The sequence below is a fragment of the Brevibacillus sp. WF146 genome, from assembly GCF_001673705.2.
GTDB classification, from domain to species: domain Bacteria; phylum Bacillota; class Bacilli; order Brevibacillales; family Brevibacillaceae; genus Brevibacillus; species Brevibacillus thermoruber.
Genome location: NZ_CP109943.1, coordinates 156,002 through 171,704 on the forward strand (window position 1 = coordinate 156,002; position 15,703 = coordinate 171,704).

Annotated in this window: 14 protein-coding genes; 1 reads left to right on the plus strand and 13 read right to left on the minus strand. The window is 58.9% G+C overall.

Going from position 1 to position 15,703, the window contains the following annotated elements; genetic code table 11:
• Nucleotides 1-29: 29 nt before the first annotated feature.
• The 9 genes from A6764_RS00945 to glmU all read right to left on the minus strand — a co-directional run bounded on the left by A6764_RS00945 (nt 30) and on the right by glmU (nt 11,582).
• Nucleotides 30-1,667, minus strand: a complete 1,638-nt coding sequence (locus A6764_RS00945) for a putative polysaccharide biosynthesis protein (RefSeq protein ID WP_065067588.1) — start codon at nt 1,665-1,667, stop codon at nt 30-32.
• Nucleotides 1,668-1,809: 142 nt separating this feature from the next.
• Nucleotides 1,810-2,352 (minus strand): stage V sporulation protein T, encoded by a 543-nt coding sequence (gene spoVT / locus A6764_RS00950; RefSeq protein WP_029098022.1) that lies wholly within the window; start codon nt 2,350-2,352, stop codon nt 1,810-1,812.
• Nucleotides 2,353-2,635: 283 nt separating this feature from the next.
• Entirely contained in the window at nt 2,636-3,712 is a 1,077-nt protein-coding gene (locus A6764_RS00955; protein ID WP_044899267.1) for a peptidylprolyl isomerase, read from the minus strand.
• Between the two features lie 36 nt (nt 3,713-3,748).
• A complete protein-coding gene (gene mfd, locus A6764_RS00960; protein WP_035296623.1) occupies nt 3,749-7,297 on the minus strand; it encodes a transcription-repair coupling factor in 3,549 nt (1,182 codons plus the stop codon).
• Nucleotides 7,298-7,405: 108 nt separating this feature from the next.
• Entirely contained in the window at nt 7,406-7,636 is a 231-nt protein-coding gene (locus tag A6764_RS00965) for an anti-sigma-F factor Fin (protein WP_029098025.1), read from the minus strand.
• Between the two features lie 115 nt (nt 7,637-7,751).
• Entirely contained in the window at nt 7,752-8,318 is a 567-nt protein-coding gene (gene pth / locus A6764_RS00970) for an aminoacyl-tRNA hydrolase (RefSeq protein WP_029098026.1), read from the minus strand.
• A 193-nt stretch (nt 8,319-8,511) separates the two neighbouring features.
• Nucleotides 8,512-9,135, minus strand: a complete 624-nt coding sequence (locus A6764_RS00975; protein WP_065067587.1) for a 50S ribosomal protein L25 — start codon at nt 9,133-9,135, stop codon at nt 8,512-8,514.
• An 89-nt stretch (nt 9,136-9,224) separates the two neighbouring features.
• Entirely contained in the window at nt 9,225-10,175 is a 951-nt protein-coding gene (locus tag A6764_RS00980) for a ribose-phosphate diphosphokinase (protein WP_035296614.1), read from the minus strand.
• Between the two features lie 24 nt (nt 10,176-10,199).
• Entirely contained in the window at nt 10,200-11,582 is a 1,383-nt protein-coding gene (gene glmU, locus A6764_RS00985; RefSeq protein ID WP_065067586.1) for a bifunctional UDP-N-acetylglucosamine diphosphorylase/glucosamine-1-phosphate N-acetyltransferase GlmU, read from the minus strand.
• A 254-nt stretch (nt 11,583-11,836) separates the two neighbouring features.
• Here glmU and A6764_RS00990 point away from each other — a divergent pair, with 254 nt between their 5' ends.
• Nucleotides 11,837-12,856, plus strand: a complete 1,020-nt coding sequence (locus A6764_RS00990; RefSeq protein WP_065067599.1) for a CobW family GTP-binding protein — start codon at nt 11,837-11,839, stop codon at nt 12,854-12,856.
• Between the two features lie 153 nt (nt 12,857-13,009).
• Here A6764_RS00990 and spoVG read toward each other — a convergent pair whose 3' ends face one another.
• The 4 genes from spoVG to ispE form a co-directional block, all read right to left on the minus strand.
• A complete protein-coding gene (gene spoVG / locus A6764_RS00995; protein WP_029098031.1) occupies nt 13,010-13,297 on the minus strand; it encodes a septation regulator SpoVG in 288 nt (95 codons plus the stop codon).
• A 176-nt stretch (nt 13,298-13,473) separates the two neighbouring features.
• Entirely contained in the window at nt 13,474-13,857 is a 384-nt protein-coding gene (locus tag A6764_RS01000; protein ID WP_029098032.1) for a RidA family protein, read from the minus strand.
• 7 nt (nt 13,858-13,864) lie between these two features.
• Nucleotides 13,865-14,695, minus strand: coding sequence for a pur operon repressor (purR, locus tag A6764_RS01005; RefSeq protein WP_029098033.1), 831 nt, complete (start codon nt 14,693-14,695; stop codon nt 13,865-13,867).
• Nucleotides 14,696-14,752: 57 nt separating this feature from the next.
• Nucleotides 14,753-15,631: a 4-(cytidine 5'-diphospho)-2-C-methyl-D-erythritol kinase gene (ispE, locus tag A6764_RS01010; RefSeq protein ID WP_029098034.1), complete on the minus strand. Its 879-nt coding sequence runs from the start codon at nt 15,629-15,631 to the stop codon at nt 14,753-14,755.
• Between the last annotated feature and the right edge of the window lie 72 nt (nt 15,632-15,703).

The window sequence follows — 15,703 nt, forward strand, 5'->3', positions numbered from 1 at the left end:
CGCCGTCCCTCCTTGTTTTCCATCTCGTCTCATGGTTCGCGCAGCAAACCAAACCGTTCCAGCAGCGCGGCGATGCGCGCCCCCTTCGGCAAAAAGCGGATATCGGCCCGCGTCAATCCGCCCGTTTTTAACAGCGCCAGCAGATAGACCACCGCGCCGGAACCGACCGCCGCCAGGCCCACCAGCGTGTAAGCCAGCCGGCTGGACGGGATCGTGTCGTGCAGCAGCAGCATGCATCCCCATTCCACCACAAGCACGACGACGGACATGATCAGCACCGACAAAAACGGCTTCCCGGCGATTTGCCGCCAGCCGATTCGCGCCTTGGTGTACTTGACGACACCCAGCACGTTGAGCCCCATGGCGACCAGATACGCCATCACAGTGGCAAACGCAGCGCCGGCAATGCCCCAGAACGGCACCAGCGCCAGGTTCAGCACCAGTTTGACCACCACTCCGATCAACAGGTTGCGGGCCGGGCGCATCACCCGTCCCAATCCCTGCAGGATGCCGGCGCTGGCAATGCTCAGCGTGGCAAACAGGATGGTAAAGGCCTGGATGGCCAGCGCTTCCGTTCCTTTGTCGTCGCCGTAGAGCATGACGTTGATCGGTTCCGCCAGCAGCGCCAGTCCGACCGAAGCCGGCAGTCCCAGCAAAAAGGTGAGCCGGATCGCCACTTCCGAACGGCCGGCGATCAGCCGGTACTGCCGCTGTGCCGCCGCCTCGCTGATCGCCGGAACCAGCGCCAGCGAGAGGGAGGTGGCAAAAAACGTGCCGAACTGAATCAACGGCTGCCCCCGGTCAAAGGCGCCCTTTGCCACTTTCGCCAATCCTTCCTCCATGCCGCTCCACTGCAGCATGTTGACGACGGTCAGCGAGTCCACCAGCGGGATCAAGGGCAGCACCAGCGCCCCCATGCAGATCGGCAGGGCGTAAAACACCAGGCTTCTCAACACCTGCCGGTTGCCCCAGACCGCCACGTCGGCCGATTGCGTCACGCCCTCCCCGATCGGTCCGGCCTGCTTGTCCTTTTTCCAGTACCACAACAGGACAAGCACCGCGGCCACCGCCCCGGGAAATGCGGCAAAGACCGCGCCCGTCCCGGCCAAATAGGCGTCCTGGTAGACGCTCATTGCCCAGTAGGCGGCCAGCAGAATGAAAACGACCCGGATAAGCTGTTCGATCACCTGCGATACCCCGGTCGGCATCATGTTTTGATGACCTTGAAAGTACCCTCGCAAAATGGCTGCCATCGGCACGATGGGCAGCGACCAGGCGACCGCCCGGAGCGGGGTGACCAGGTGTTCATCCCCCATCAACCTGGCGATCAACGGTGCCCCGCCGTACAGCAGCGCGAAGAAAAAGAACCCCAGCACCACCAGCGTGACGCTGGCGACACGAAACGCCTTGCGCGCGCCGAGCACATCCCCGACTGCGACGCGTTCGGAGACGATCTTGGAGATGGCGATGGGAAACCCGGCCGTCGCCAGGATCAGCAGCGTGGTGTACAGCGGATACACCTGCATGTAGACATACAAGCCGATGTCGCCGGCAATGTTTTGGTACGGGATGCGGTACACTGCCCCCAGCAGCTTGGAGACCAGCCCGGCTGCCCCCAATATGGCCGCTCCTTTCACAAATTGGACGGATGCCTTTTCCTGAGCCATGCGCGTGATGTTCTCCTCTCCAAACACAAACTGCGTCCATTATATCACAACCGATCAACGGGAAGAAAAGCCGGGGATTCACGCGCGCGCCCCGCATCCGGACGTAAAAAAACAGCCCCGCCGCGCGAGGCTGTTTGAAGCGTTACTGCTCCATCTGCTTGGCCAGGAAACCGGCCGCTGTCTCCGCCATTTTCATTTCCAGATCGCCCATCTTGGTCCCCTCGTTTTTCGTGAGGAGAATCACCGAGCCGATCGGGTCGCCGCCGGCCACGATCGGCGCGATTACAAAGGACCCGTACGTTTCGTTCAGGTCGCGGCAGATTTCATACGTGCCCGTATTCTTCTCGACGCGCGTTTTCCGCTCTTCCAGACATTTTTCCACGATGCTGCCGATCGCCTTCTCCAGGTACTCCTTCTTGGATGCGCCGGACACGGCAATGACGCTGTCGCGGTCGGAAATCAGGACGATATGGTTCAGGCTTTCGTACAGCGAGTCAGCATATTCCTTGGCGAAATCACCCAGTTCTCCGATGGGCGAATACTTCTTCAGGATAACCTCCCCGTCGCGGTCCACGAAGATCTCCAGCGGATCGCCTTCGCGAATGCGCAGGGTGCGACGAATCTCCTTCGGTATCACGACCCGGCCGAGGTCGTCGATGCGACGAACAATACCAGTTGCTTTCATGTCATGTTGCCTCGCTTTCGTGAGAAGTGGGTTGTGAAAGGGTTGGTGGTTACCTGTATTTTTTCCTCAGATTCTCATTTTAACGACGGGTGACGACTGCAACATTTTCCAGCTTGTTTCCGTTACTCTCCCCCGGGCGGTAGCGAGTGACTATAGTATTCGCCGGTGCTTCAAGAATATGCGAGAAAACGAAAAAACAGGGAACTCAGGTTCCCTGTCTGTTCGACGGACATGGGCGAACGAGTCCCCCATCGGTGAAGGGACGGGACGTCGAAGGACCCCGTCACTTTTTGGCTTGTCCCGCAGCCGGTTTCGGCTCCGGAAGGTTGTACTTGGTGATCAGCTTGTCCAGCTCGGTTTTGCCGAATTTGTCGTACTCCTGCTCCAACGCCTGCGCGCGAAGCTGTTCTTTCATCTCGTCGAAGCTCTTTTGCTTGCGGCTTTCCACCTTCATCACGTGGTAGCCGTAATCGGTTTTCACCGGTTCGCTGATTTGGCCGATCGGCAGGTTCAGGGCGGCGTCCTTGAACTCCGGCACCCATTGGCTCACGTCGGCGTCTTCGTACAGACCGCCGGTGTCCTTGCTGCCCGGGTCGTCGCTGTACTCTTTGGCCAGTTTGGCGAAATCCTCCCCTTTTTTCAGGCGGGCCGCCAGATCGTTGGCCAGTTTGAGCGCTTCTTCCGGCTTCCGTTTCTCGGTGGAGATCAGGATGTGGCGGACAGAGGCGACGGTCAGCGATTCCTTGTTCATCCCGTCGTACATCTTTTTCAGCGCCGCGTCATCAATGTTCTTTTTCAGCACGTTGATCGAGTTGTTGATGAGCGTCATCTGATCGATCACGACATCCTTGGAAACGCCCTGGTTCTCCATCAGCTTGTCAAACTTGGCTTCGTCCTTGCCCAAGAGGCTGAGATACTGCCCCTTGATCTTGTCGAAGCTTTTCTCGGCCGTCTCCCTGGACTCTTTCTCGATGGCAGCGTCGGCTTTGGCGGCCAGGATTTTCGTCGCCGTGAATTCGCGGGCGAACGTTTTCAGCATCTCCTGGTCGGCCGCCTCAATCATTTGGCCCTGCATCGGATTGAGGAAGTTGATCACCCGCAGGAACGTCTCAAACTCTTTCCCGCTCAGGGTGCCTCCCTGGTACTCGACGACGGCGGCGTTGGGATCGACGCTGAACGGCAGGTTCAGCTTGGGAAACTGCGCCAGCGGATCGTTGGCATTGGCTTGATCACCCGCTTGTGCCGGTTGGTTCTGGTTGGTCGGTTTGGAAGCCTCCGCGTTGTCGTCTCCTTTTCCGCATCCGGTCAGCAGCGCCACGACCAGGACGGCGGAAGACAAAATGGCTACAGATCGTTTCATGGAATGGCTCTCCCTTCCCGAAAAGCCCTTTCCCCCTCAGGAGACGGTGCTTTCCGTACTGGTGTCCTTGCGCACCAAGTGAAATTGACGCAGCAGCTTTTCTACAAGCTGCACGCCTTCATCTTCCTGTAACCCTTTTACTTTAACAGTAATGACGATCTGTTGTCCACCCGAGAGACCCAATCGCCTGCTCCAATTGCTGGCTAGCGCGAACAACGCGCCGCCGTCGATGTTGTTGTTCTGGCTGGGGTGCAGATACAGTTTGATCTCGTCCGGATTTTTCTGGCTGATCTCGGTGATGCGGTGTTTCAGCGCGTAGACGCGCAGGCGGGAGATGGTGAGCAGGTTCTCCACCGGTTTCGGCACGGGGCCGAAGCGGTCCAGCAGCTCTTCCGCCAGGTCGTCCACGTCCTCCAGGGAGGAGACGGCCACAAATTTTTTGTACATCTCGATTTTCTGCCGGCTGTCGGTGATGTAGAGCGACGGGATGTAGGCGTCCAACTGCAGGTTGATCTCCACCGGGGAGACGCTCTCCTGCTTCACTTCCCCTTTCAGCTCGTCGATCGCCTCTTTCAGCATCTGGCTGTACAGGTCAAACCCGACCGAGTTGATGAAGCCGTGCTGCTCGGCGCCCAGCAAATTTCCGGCGCCGCGGATGGAGAGGTCGCGCATCGCGATCTTGAAGCCGGAGCCGAGCTCGGTAAACTCCTTGATCGCCTGCAGGCGCTTCTCCGCCACTTCGGTCAGCACTTTGTCCCGCTGGTAGGTAAAGTAGGCATAGGCAATCCGGTTGGACCGGCCGACCCGTCCGCGGAGCTGGTACAGTTGGGACAGGCCCATTTTGTCCGCATTGTAGATGATCAGCGTATTCACGTTGGGGATGTCGACGCCCGTTTCAATGATCGTGGTGCTGACCAGCACGTCGTAATTGCCTTCCAAAAAGTCCAGGATGATGCCTTCCAGCTCGCTCTCGTTCATCTGGCCGTGCGCCACGGCGACGCGGGCGTCCGGCACGAGCGCGGCGATTTGCTCCGCCATCTGCTCGATCCCCTGCACCTGGTTGTAGAGGAAAAAAACCTGGCCGCCGCGGGCCAGTTCCCGCTCGATCGCCTCCCGCACCAGCGCCGGGCTGTACTCCATGACGTACGTCTGCACCGGGAACCGGTTTTCCGGCGGCGTCTCGATCACGGACAGGTCGCGCACGCCGATCATCGACATGTGCAGCGTCCGCGGAATCGGCGTCGCGGTCAGGGTCAGCACGTCCACGTTGGTCTTCATCTGCTTCAGTTTTTCCTTGTGGCTGACGCCGAAGCGCTGTTCTTCATCGACGATCAGCAGCCCGAGATCGCGAAACTGAACGTCCTTGGACAGCAGACGGTGCGTCCCGATGACGACGTCCACCGTGCCTTCCTTCAGCCCTTTCAGCGCGGCGTTCTGCTCTTTGCGCGAGCGGAACCGGCTGAGCACCTCGACGCGGATCGGGTAGTCGGCAAAGCGCTCGCGGAAGGTCTCGTAATGCTGCTGCGCCAAAATGGTGGTGGGCACAAGCACGGCCACCTGCTTGCCGTCCATGACCGCCTTGAACGCCGCCCGGATCGCCACCTCCGTCTTGCCGTAGCCCACGTCGCCGCAGACGAGCCGGTCCATCGGCCGGCGCTTTTCCATGTCCGCCTTGACCTCGGCGATCGCCCGGAGCTGGTCCGGCGTCTCCTGGTAGGGAAACATCGCCTCAAACTCCCGCTGTTCCTCCGTGTCGGGCGAGAACGCGTGGCCCACGGCCGCTTCCCGGGCCGCGTAGAGCTTGATCAGGTCTTCCGCAATGTCCTTGACGGAGGACTTCACCTTGTTCTTGACGCGCTTCCACTCGCTGCCGCCGAGGCTGTAGATTTTCGGCTCCGCCTCTTCGCTGCCCACGTATTTCTGCACGTGGTCAATCTGGTCGATCGGCACAAACAGGCTGTCTCCGCCGGCGTACTGAATATGCAAGTAATCTTTATGAATTCCGAGAATTTCTTTGGTTTCAATCCCCAGGTATTTGCCGATCCCGTGGTTGACGTGCACGACGTAGTCGCCCGGCTTCAGCTCCAGGTAGTTTTTGATCCGCTCGGCGTTGGTCATCGTCTGCTGGACCTTGCGCGCCTTGCGCTGTTTCGGGGTAAAGACTTCCCCCTCGGTGATGACGACGAGCTTGTTCAGCGGCAGTTCAAACCCGGTTTGCAGGTTGCCGAGAATGATGGTCGGACGGCCGGGCGGGACTGATTCCACCGGCTCCGTCAACAGGTCCGCCTCCATCTCGTAATCGTGCAGCACCCGTTCCAGACGCTTGGCCCGCTCCAGATCGGCGGCCACGAAGACGATCTGGTCCTGCGATTTTTTCCAGCGGGCCAGCTCCGTTTTCAGCACGTTCATCTGGCCGTGGAAGTTTTGCATCGTCCGGCAGGTGAGATTGACGATGTTTTGCGGCTGCGTCTTCGGCGACTGGCGCAAAAACAAAGACAGGTAGACGATCTGCCGCTTTTTCGCGCCCACGGTCTCCTCGTAGGAGCGGGACAGGCTCAGGTTGGCCATGTACTCCCCTTCGGCGATCCGGCCGGTCAGCCACTCCGCCTCCTCTTTTTGGAGCTGCGCCGCCGTATCCAGCACGCGGGACGGTTCGTCCACGATCAGCACCGTGTCGGACGGCATGTAGGAGAGCAGCGTGTCGTTTGTCGGGTAGATGACCGAGATGTAGGAGTAGAGATGGGAAAACCGCTGTCCCTGCATCATTCGCTCCACGTCGGCGCCGATTTTTTGCACCACTTTTTCCTTGGCCGCCCCGTCCTTCAGCTTGGCCACCGTTTCGCCCAGCTTCTGCTCCAGCCGGACAGCCGCCTCCTGCAGCAGCGCGGTCGTGGCGATGACCTCCTTGGCCGGCCCGATCGTAAACGACTGGACGGACTCCAGCGAGCGCTGCGTCCCCATGTCAAACGTGCGGATCGAGTCGATTTCCACGTCAAACAGCTCGATCCGCACCGGCCATTCCGAGTCGATCGGGTAGAGGTCGATGATCCCGCCGCGCACGCTGAATTCGCCTTTTCGCTCCACCATGTCGACGCGCTCGTAGCCCAGCTCCACACAGCGGAGCAAAAACGTGTCGATGTCCAGTTCTTCGCCGACCCGCAGTTCGATCTGCGCGTCCCGCCAGATGTGAGGCGGCACGACCAGACGGCGCACGCCGGCAAACGGCGCAACCAAAATACCCGTAAAGCCCTGGGCTAAACGGTTGAACACGTGAATGCGCTGCGCCAGCATCTCGGGACTGGCGATCGCCAATTCGGAGCCGATCAATTCGTTTCCGGGGTAGAGCAGCACCTCGTCGGCGGGGAGGAGTTCGATCAGGTCCTCGTACACCTTTTGCGCTTGAAACATGTTATGAGTGATGACGCACATCGGACGGCCCGCCATCTGTTTGAGCGCGACCATCAGCGCCTGCCGGGCGGAACCGGCCAAACCGGAGACGAGCTGTTCGTGCAGCCCCTTTTCCAGGCCGGCGACAATTGTCCCGATGTTGGCGTCCTGTTTCATCGGGTTAATGATGACTTGCATCCATTAGTCCCCTCTCTGGTTTTTCTGTCATGCGAAAAGAAGCCTTAGCTCAAGAAGCCAAGGCCTTGTCCTTGCAAGCCTTCCACCGAAAGCCTTTCGTTTCCTATGTTATTGGAGCGGATTGCCGACCAGGGAAAGTTCCGGGTGCAGATCCAGCGCCTCACGGCAGTAGGCGCACGTGATGCTGACAACCGTGTCCCCCTCTGGTTCTTTGGTTATTATAAGAGCACGTTCTTCCGGGGTCAAGGAATCCAACCCCAACTGTGCTTCCGTCACGCGCGTGTCGTCAAATTCCGCAATCCTGATGCCGCAGCAGCGGCAGACATAGCGAAAGCTCACTCGCATTACACCCCCCGGCCATTCTACCGCTTAGTATGGCCGAGGGGGTGGAAAAACATACTAGACCCGCCGCCTGGCGCAAGCGGGTCCTTTGGCTCTCGGGCGCTTATCCGCGTTACTTCCGACTGTTGTAGTGGTTCATCACGATCTCAAACGGTTCTCTCGCCCACATCGCGGCGGCGTCGGCCGCCTGCTCCACGGCGGCGTCAATCACCGGACGCTCGGCGGCGGAAAAAGACTGCAGGACGTAATCGCTTACACTCCTTCCCGGTTCGGGGCGGCCGATGCCCACCTTGATTCGCTTGAACTCCTGGGTGCCCATGTGCTGGATCAGCGATTTGATGCCGTTGTGTCCGCCTGCGCTGCCCTTTAACCGCAGGCGAAGCTGGCCCGGAGGCAGATCCAGATCGTCGTAAATGACCACGACATCGTCCGGAGTCAGCTTGTAAAACTTCAGCACCTCGGCTACGGACTCTCCGGACAGGTTCATGTAGGTCTGCGGTTTGACCAGCAGCACCTTTTCCCCTTCGATCCGGCCCTCGCCGACGATGGCGCGAAACTTGTTCTGCTGTACGGGAATGTTCCACTTGTCGCTAATTTTATCTATGGCCATAAACCCTGCATTATGTCTTGTATCTTCATATTTTTTGCCGGGGTTGCCCAGTCCGATGATCACTTTCACGGTTGTTCCCTCCTAACCTCCCCTCATTGTACATAGAAAACCTCGCTCCGCCAAGCCGATGCGGTGCCCCGTGGTGCGGCATCCGTCCACATCGGCCGGCGCGGGCCGTTTTCCCGCTCCGCCTTTCCTGCGTCAACGCCAAGGAGGTGTCGCGGCCACAAAAAAAGCCCCGAACGTCCCGGGGCAGGAGCCTCTATGCGTTTTTGGCTTCCTCTGTCGGCGATCCCGCCTCTTCGGCCACAGCCTCGGCCGACTGTTCCGCCTCCACCGATTCGTCCGATTGGGCCTTCACCGGCAGCACGCTGACGATCACTTCCATCTCGTCAATCCCGAGATCGACATCGGGCGGGATCTCCAGATCTTTGGCCAGCACCACGTCCCCGATGTTGAGGCCGTCGACGTTGACGGTAAACGATTCGGGGATGCTGCCGGGCAGGCAGGAGATTTCCACGCTGTGGCGGACCAGGGTGGCCACCCCCAGCTCCGGGTCGCCCGACAGTAAAACCGGTACGCTGGTGTGCACTTTTTCATTCATGCTGATTTTCTTGAAGTCGGCGTGCAGGATGCTGCCCTTCACGGGATGACGCTGCAGTTCGTAGACCATCACGGGATGTTCGTTGCCGTTGATCACCAGCTTGAACGGCTTGTTGGTCGACTGATGGCGCAGGGCCTGATCCAGCTCCCGTCCATTCACCTGGATCGACAGGTTCTGGACGTCGCTTCCGTAGACGACGGCCGGGACCCAGCCCTGGCGGCGGAGCTCGTTGTTCGTCGGCTGTTCTCCCTTGCGGCGGATGATCGCCTTGATCGTTTCCACAAAAAAACCTCCTCTGGACAGCTAGCAGATTCTTCCTACTCCCTAGCTTGTCCAGCGGAGGCGTATTTCAATCCCCTGACCGGGTTGTACTAATCAAACAGCTTGCTGACGGACAGCTCTTCGTGAACGCGGATGATCGCTTCCCCGATGATCGGCGCCACGGACAGCACCTTGATCTTGTCGATCATCCGGTCCTGGCTCAACGGAATGGTGTTGGTCACCACCAACTCGCGAATCTTGGAGTCGTTGATCCGCTGGATGGCCGGGCCGGACAGCACCGGATGCGTGCAGCACGCGTACACGTCACGCGCACCCGCTTCCACCAGCGCGTTGGCCGCCAGCGTGATCGTGCCGGCCGTATCGATGATGTCGTCGATGATGATCGCCGTTCTGCCCTCGATGTTCCCGACGATGTTCATCACTTCCGCCACGTTTGGTTCCGGACGGCGCTTGTCGATGATCGCGATCGGCGCTTCCAGGCGCTCCGCCAGCTTGCGGGCGCGGGTTACGCCGCCGTGGTCCGGCGAGACGACGACAATGTCCTGCAGACCTTTTTCGGAAAAGTATTTCCCCAGAATCGGCACGCCCAACAGGTGGTCGACCGGGATGTCGAAGAAGCCCTGGATCTGCGTCGCGTGCAGGTCCATCGTGATGACGCGGTGCGCCCCTGCGGTCTCGATCAGGTTGGCGACCAGCTTGGCCGTGATCGGATCGCGCGCGCGGGCTTTCCGGTCCTGGCGGGCGTACCCGTAATACGGAATCACGACGTTGATGCTCTTGGCGGAGGCGCGTTTCAGCGCATCGACCATCACCAGCAGTTCCATCAGGTGTTCGTTAACGGGAGCACATGTTGGCTGAATCACAAACACGTCACAACCGCGAACGCTTTCGTTCAGTTTGATTTGACACTCGCCATCGCTGAAGCGGACTGCTTCCGCATTGCCCAGCGGCACGCCGATGTGCTCCGCAATCTCTTTCGCCAGTTGGCGATTTGCGTTGCACGTAAAGACCTTCAGTTTAGGATCGCGGTAGTTAGCCATGATAGTTAAGAAAACCCCCCGTTGTTAATCCTTCTTGCCTTTGCGCGGCAGTTTGTTGGCATAACCCGGCTTGTTTACCTGACGTTCACGAGCGATGGCCAGCGCTTCGTCCGGCACGTCCTGCGTAATGGTGGAACCTGCGGCCACGTACGCGTTTTGTCCCACGGTAACCGGCGCAACGAGATTGGTGTTGCAGCCGATAAAGGAGCCGTCCATCACGACCGTTTTGTGTTTGACGGCGCCGTCATAGTTGACCGTAATCGTGCCGCAGCCGATATTGACGCCCTCGCCGATCTCGGCGTCGCCCACGTAGCTGAGGTGCGGCACCTTGGTGCCTTTGCCGATTTTCGCATTTTTCAGTTCGACAAAGTCGCCGATTTTGACATGCGGGCCGATTTCCGTTCCCGGCCGCACATAGGCAAACGGTCCGACCGTAGAGTCTGCCTCCACACGGGCGTCGACCATGACGGAGTAGGAGATGGTGACGCGATCCGCCACCTGCACATTGGTCAAATCCGCCTGCGGACCAATCACGCAATCGGCGCCAATGGTTGTCCCTGCACGCAAAAACGTTCCGGGCTGAATCACCGTATCCGCACCGATCACCACGTCCGCTTCGATGTACGTGGATGCGGGATCGACAATCGTCACGCCGTTTTTCATATGGCGCACGGCGATGCGCCTGCGCATGTACGCTTCGGCTTCGGCCAACTGCGCGCGGTCGTTGACGCCCATCGTTTCATCCGGGTCCACCGCTTCGAAGGCGGCCACCTTTTCGCCCGCCTGCCGCAGAATGCCGATGCAGTCCGTCACATAGTATTCGCCTTGAGCGTTGTCATTTTTCACTTGTGCCAAGGCTTTCAACAATTTTTGATTGTCAAAACAGTATATGCCTGTGTTGATTTCTCTGATCGCCCGTTCCGACGGAGTAGCGTCCTTGTGCTCGACAATGCGCAGCACCTCGCCCGTTTCACTGCGCACGATGCGTCCGTAACCGGTCGGGTCGGGGACGACGGCAGTCAGTACGGTCGCGGCCGCCTGCTGCTCTTCGTGATAGCGCAAGAGAGCAGTGAGCGTCTCCTCGGACAGGAGGGGTACATCTCCGTACAAAATAAACGTAGTTCCTTCTTTCGCCTGCAAAAACGGTACCGCCTGCTGCACGGCATGGGCCGTACCCAACTGTTCCTTCTGCAAAGCGTACGTGACGCGTTCGCCCAGCGTGGAACGGACAGCGTCAGCACCGTGACCTACGACGACAATGACATCTTCCACCCGCATGGAAGCCAGCGTGTCCACCACATGCTGAACCATGGGCTTGCCGCAGACGGGGTGAAGAACCTTGTACAGCTTCGATTTCATCCGTGTTCCCTGGCCCGCAGCCAGTACCACGGCATGGATCTTAGACATGTCAACCCTCCAGCGTATAAGTTCCACAATGACTATATCTTAATCAAATGGTGATTTCAAGACGGTAGGCACTGGTTTCCGATGGCGATTTTTAGACGTTTGACGCCTGTTTCCCGCCTGGATTATGATGGGAAGGGAACCGAGAGCGGATCGCCGCAGGAATCGTCCGTCTTTTCCGAAAAAGAAAAACGGACTTCCCACCTCCGCCCTCCGTGTTCTCACCGTTACATGAAAAGGCAAGGGGGATGGACGCGTTGAGCGCTGGCGTATACATTTTGACCGGGTATCTGGGCAGCGGCAAGACGACGCTGATGCAGAAACTGCTGGCCTATCTGCGGAACCAGGACGGCCGGGTCGTGGTCCTGATGAATGAAATGGGCGAAGAAGACATCGACGGCGAGCAGATTCAGGGCTTCGGCTTTCCGGTGAAAAAGCTGCTGGACGGCTGCATCTGCTGCTCCATTCGCGGGGAGCTGACGGATGGACTGAAGGACGTTCTCTCCTCCTTCGAGCCTGACCACATCCTGATCGAAACCACCGGCGTGGCCGATCCGGTTGACGTGGTGGACGCGCTTACCCATCCGGAGCTGTACGACAGGATGGAGCTCAAGGGAATCATAAGCGTCGTGGACGCTTCCCGCTTCCGCGACCTCAACTCCCGCTTCCAGTCGAGCGGCTCGCTGGTCAAGACGATCCGCAACCAGGTGAAGTACGCCGATTTGCTTCTATTAAATAAAATCGATCTGGTCACCCCGGAGGTGTTGGAAAAAGTAAAGGCCAAGCTGCTTGAGCTGAATCCGCACGCCCCGATCCACCAGACGATCCAGAGCGACATGGACCTGCGGGAACTGTTGAGCGTCAAGCGCGCCGCCGAACGCAGCGCGGCGGAACGGGCCCGGGACAAGGCGGCCGGCTCTCCTGTGCAAAAAAGCATAGGACGAATGTCCGCCCTGGAAAAAGTGAAACGATCGCTCGGCATTTCAGCCGGTCAGCCGTCGCTGTACAACAGCATTGAGACCTTTTCCTACCATTTTACTGGACCGGTGGACGCAAAAAAGTTTGAGGATTTTCTCTGGGATCTGCCGAAAAACGTCTACCGCGCCAAAGGATACGTGCTGTTTAAAGGGCGGGAGGAACTGATTTCGTTTCAGCACACCGACAATCAGGTGAACCTGTTTCCCTTCGAAAACTTCGGCCCGAAGATGGTCGCCGTTTTTATCGGCGAAGGGTTGGACAGGGAAAAAATCATAGCCGATCTGGAGGCCTGCTATTAGCGGAGGGCCGCTGCCGTCCGGCTCTTGGCCGGCGGCGGGTCGGCAGCCGGGCCGGGACCGGCCGAACAGCCGCGCCTGGCTCTCCCCTGCCGGCTGCTCAGGCAAGAACAAAGCACCCAGTCGTCGCGACCGGGTGCTTTTGTTGGGCTTGAATCAAGCGCCTGCTTCGATGGTGTTCTCCTCTTCTTGGCCTACACGCTCGTATTCAGCCAGTACAGCAGCTTGAATCTTTTCGCGCGTGGCAGAGGAGATCGGATGTGCGATGTCGCGGAACTCCCCATCCGGGGTGCGTTTGCTGGGCATCGCAACAAACATGCCATTGTTCCCGTCAATGACACGGATATCATGAACCACGAATTCATGGTCAATCGTAATGGACGCAATGGCTTTCATTCGACCATCCGTATTCACGCGGCGAAGTCTTACGTCTGTTACTTCCATCAAGTTCACTCCCTTTATCTATCAAAGCGTTTAGGAGTAATTCCACGCTCTGGGTAAATATTCCTGCCTGGTTACCGAATTTTTGCAAAAAAAACTATTATTTTATCTCCCCTGCCGAATAAACTGGAAAAAACAAGCCCGACACTGCCTGGTGTCGGGCTTCTCATCCCTGTTTTTTATTTTCCCGTGTACGCAACGACTTCGATTTCCACCTTTACATCGCGCGGCAGACGGGCCACTTCCACCGTGGAGCGGGCCGGTTTGTGATCGCCGAAGTATTCGGCGTACACTTCGTTCAGCCGGCCAAAATCGTTCATGTCCTTGATAAACACGGTCGCTTTCACCACGTCGGAGAGCGTCAGCCCGGCTTCGGCCAGGATCGCCTTGATGTTGGCGAACACCTGGTGCGCCTGTTCCACGATATCCCCTTCGACCAGGGTGCCGTCCGGGCGCAGCGGAATTTGGCCGGAAGCAAACAGGAACGGGCCTGCCTTGACCGCCTGACTGTACGGACCGATTGCCGCCGGCGCCTTGTCCGTCGAAACAAATGAAATCGCCATCTGTCCATTACTCCTCTCTCTCGTGAAAATAACTGCCCAGCTCGATCTCGATCTGCTTGCCCTTGACGTCCACATCGCGCAGCTTGGCCAGCGAGACGTACTCGTCCACGAGGCGGTCCGTGACGTCAGCCGTCTCCACCAACACGCCGCAGCCCACCACGGTGGCGCGGAACTCCTGCAGGAGATCGATCATGCCGCGAATCGTGCCGCCGGCCTTCATGAAATCGTCGACGATCAGGACGCGGGACTGTTCGGCCAGCGCACGGCGGGCCAGCGACATCGTCTGAATGCGCTTGCTCGAGCCGGACACGTAATTGATGCTGACCACGGACCCTTCCGTCACCTTGTTGTCGCGCCGGACGATCACGACAGGCACGTTCAGATAAGCGGCCGTCGCGTAGGCGAGCGGAATCCCCTTGGTTTCCACCGTCATGACCACTTCCACGTTCTTTTCCGCAAAGGCGGTGGCAAACAGCTTGCCGATCCGGGCCATGGTGGCCGGGTGGCCGAGGATGTCGGACATGTACAGGTAGCCGCCCGGCAGCAGGCGGTCGGGATTTTCCAAATGGCCGATCAGTTCGCGCATGAAGTGAAGGGCGTGTTCCGTCTTCATCTGGGGAATGTACTTCACTCCGCCGGCCGCTCCCGCTACCGTTCGCAGCGCGCCCACACCCTGGCTCTCAAACGCTTCCTTGATAATGGACAGGTCTTCGCTGATGGACGACTTGGCCGCCCCGTACTGTTCGGCAAACATGGTGAGTGGAATCAACGTGTGGGGATGGGCGAGCAAGTGCTGCGTCATGTCGACCAGACGCGCACTTCTGCGCATTTTCTTCATGATTCTTCCTCCAAAAAACCGAATATTATGGTGCTAATGTATCATTTCCATACGGGTTCATGCAAGCATTTCCCCATCCGGCATCCCCAGCATGCGGGCGACGAACACGTCTTTGACAAACCCGCGCAGCGCGTTGTAGATACGGTGCACCTTCGCTTCCTTTTGTACGAGGGCAAACACGGTCGGGCCGCTCCCCGACATCAGCACGCCGTCCGCTCCCGACTGCTCCATCAGCTCCTTGATCTGCCGCACTTGCGGGTGCATGGCCAGCGTCACCTCTTCCAGCACGTTGCCCATGGAGCGGCACATCAGCGAAAAATCCTGTTCGCGAATCGCCTTGATCATCTGTTCCGTCGAAGGATGGCGGGCGATCTCCTGAACGCGCAACTGGCCGTACACGTCAGCAGTGGAGACCCCGATCGGCGGTTTCGCCAAAATGACCCAGCAGGGAGCGGGAGCCGGCAGATGGGTGATCTGCTCGCCCCGCCCCCTGGCGAGTGCCGTGCCGCCGTAGACGCAAAACGGCACATCGGACCCGATTTCCGCCCCGATGGCGGCCAGCTCGTCCAGACTCAGCCCGAGGTTCCACAGCTTGTTCAGGCCGCGCAGGGCGGCTGCCGCGTCACTGCTTCCCCCGGCCAGTCCGGCGGCTACGGGAATCTGTTTGTCGATATACACATGTACGCCCTGGCGCACCTGATAGCGTTCACGCAGCAGCACCGCCGCCTTGTAGGCGTGGTTGCGTATGTCGTCCGGTACAAAACTGGCAGAGCAGTCCAGCGTAATGGCGCCGTCCTGGCGCAAGGTCAGGTCTACGCGATCCGCCAAGTCCACCGTGGTCATCACCATTTCCACTTCGTGATAACCGTCCGGCCGTTTGGCCAGCACGTCGAGAGTCAGGTTGATTTTGGCGGGCGCTTTGACCGAGATACGCATGTTGTTCACCTCTGCCTACGTTCAGATTTCCTAGTCTCTTATTGTAGCACAGGGGTTCTCTGCCATGCCAGT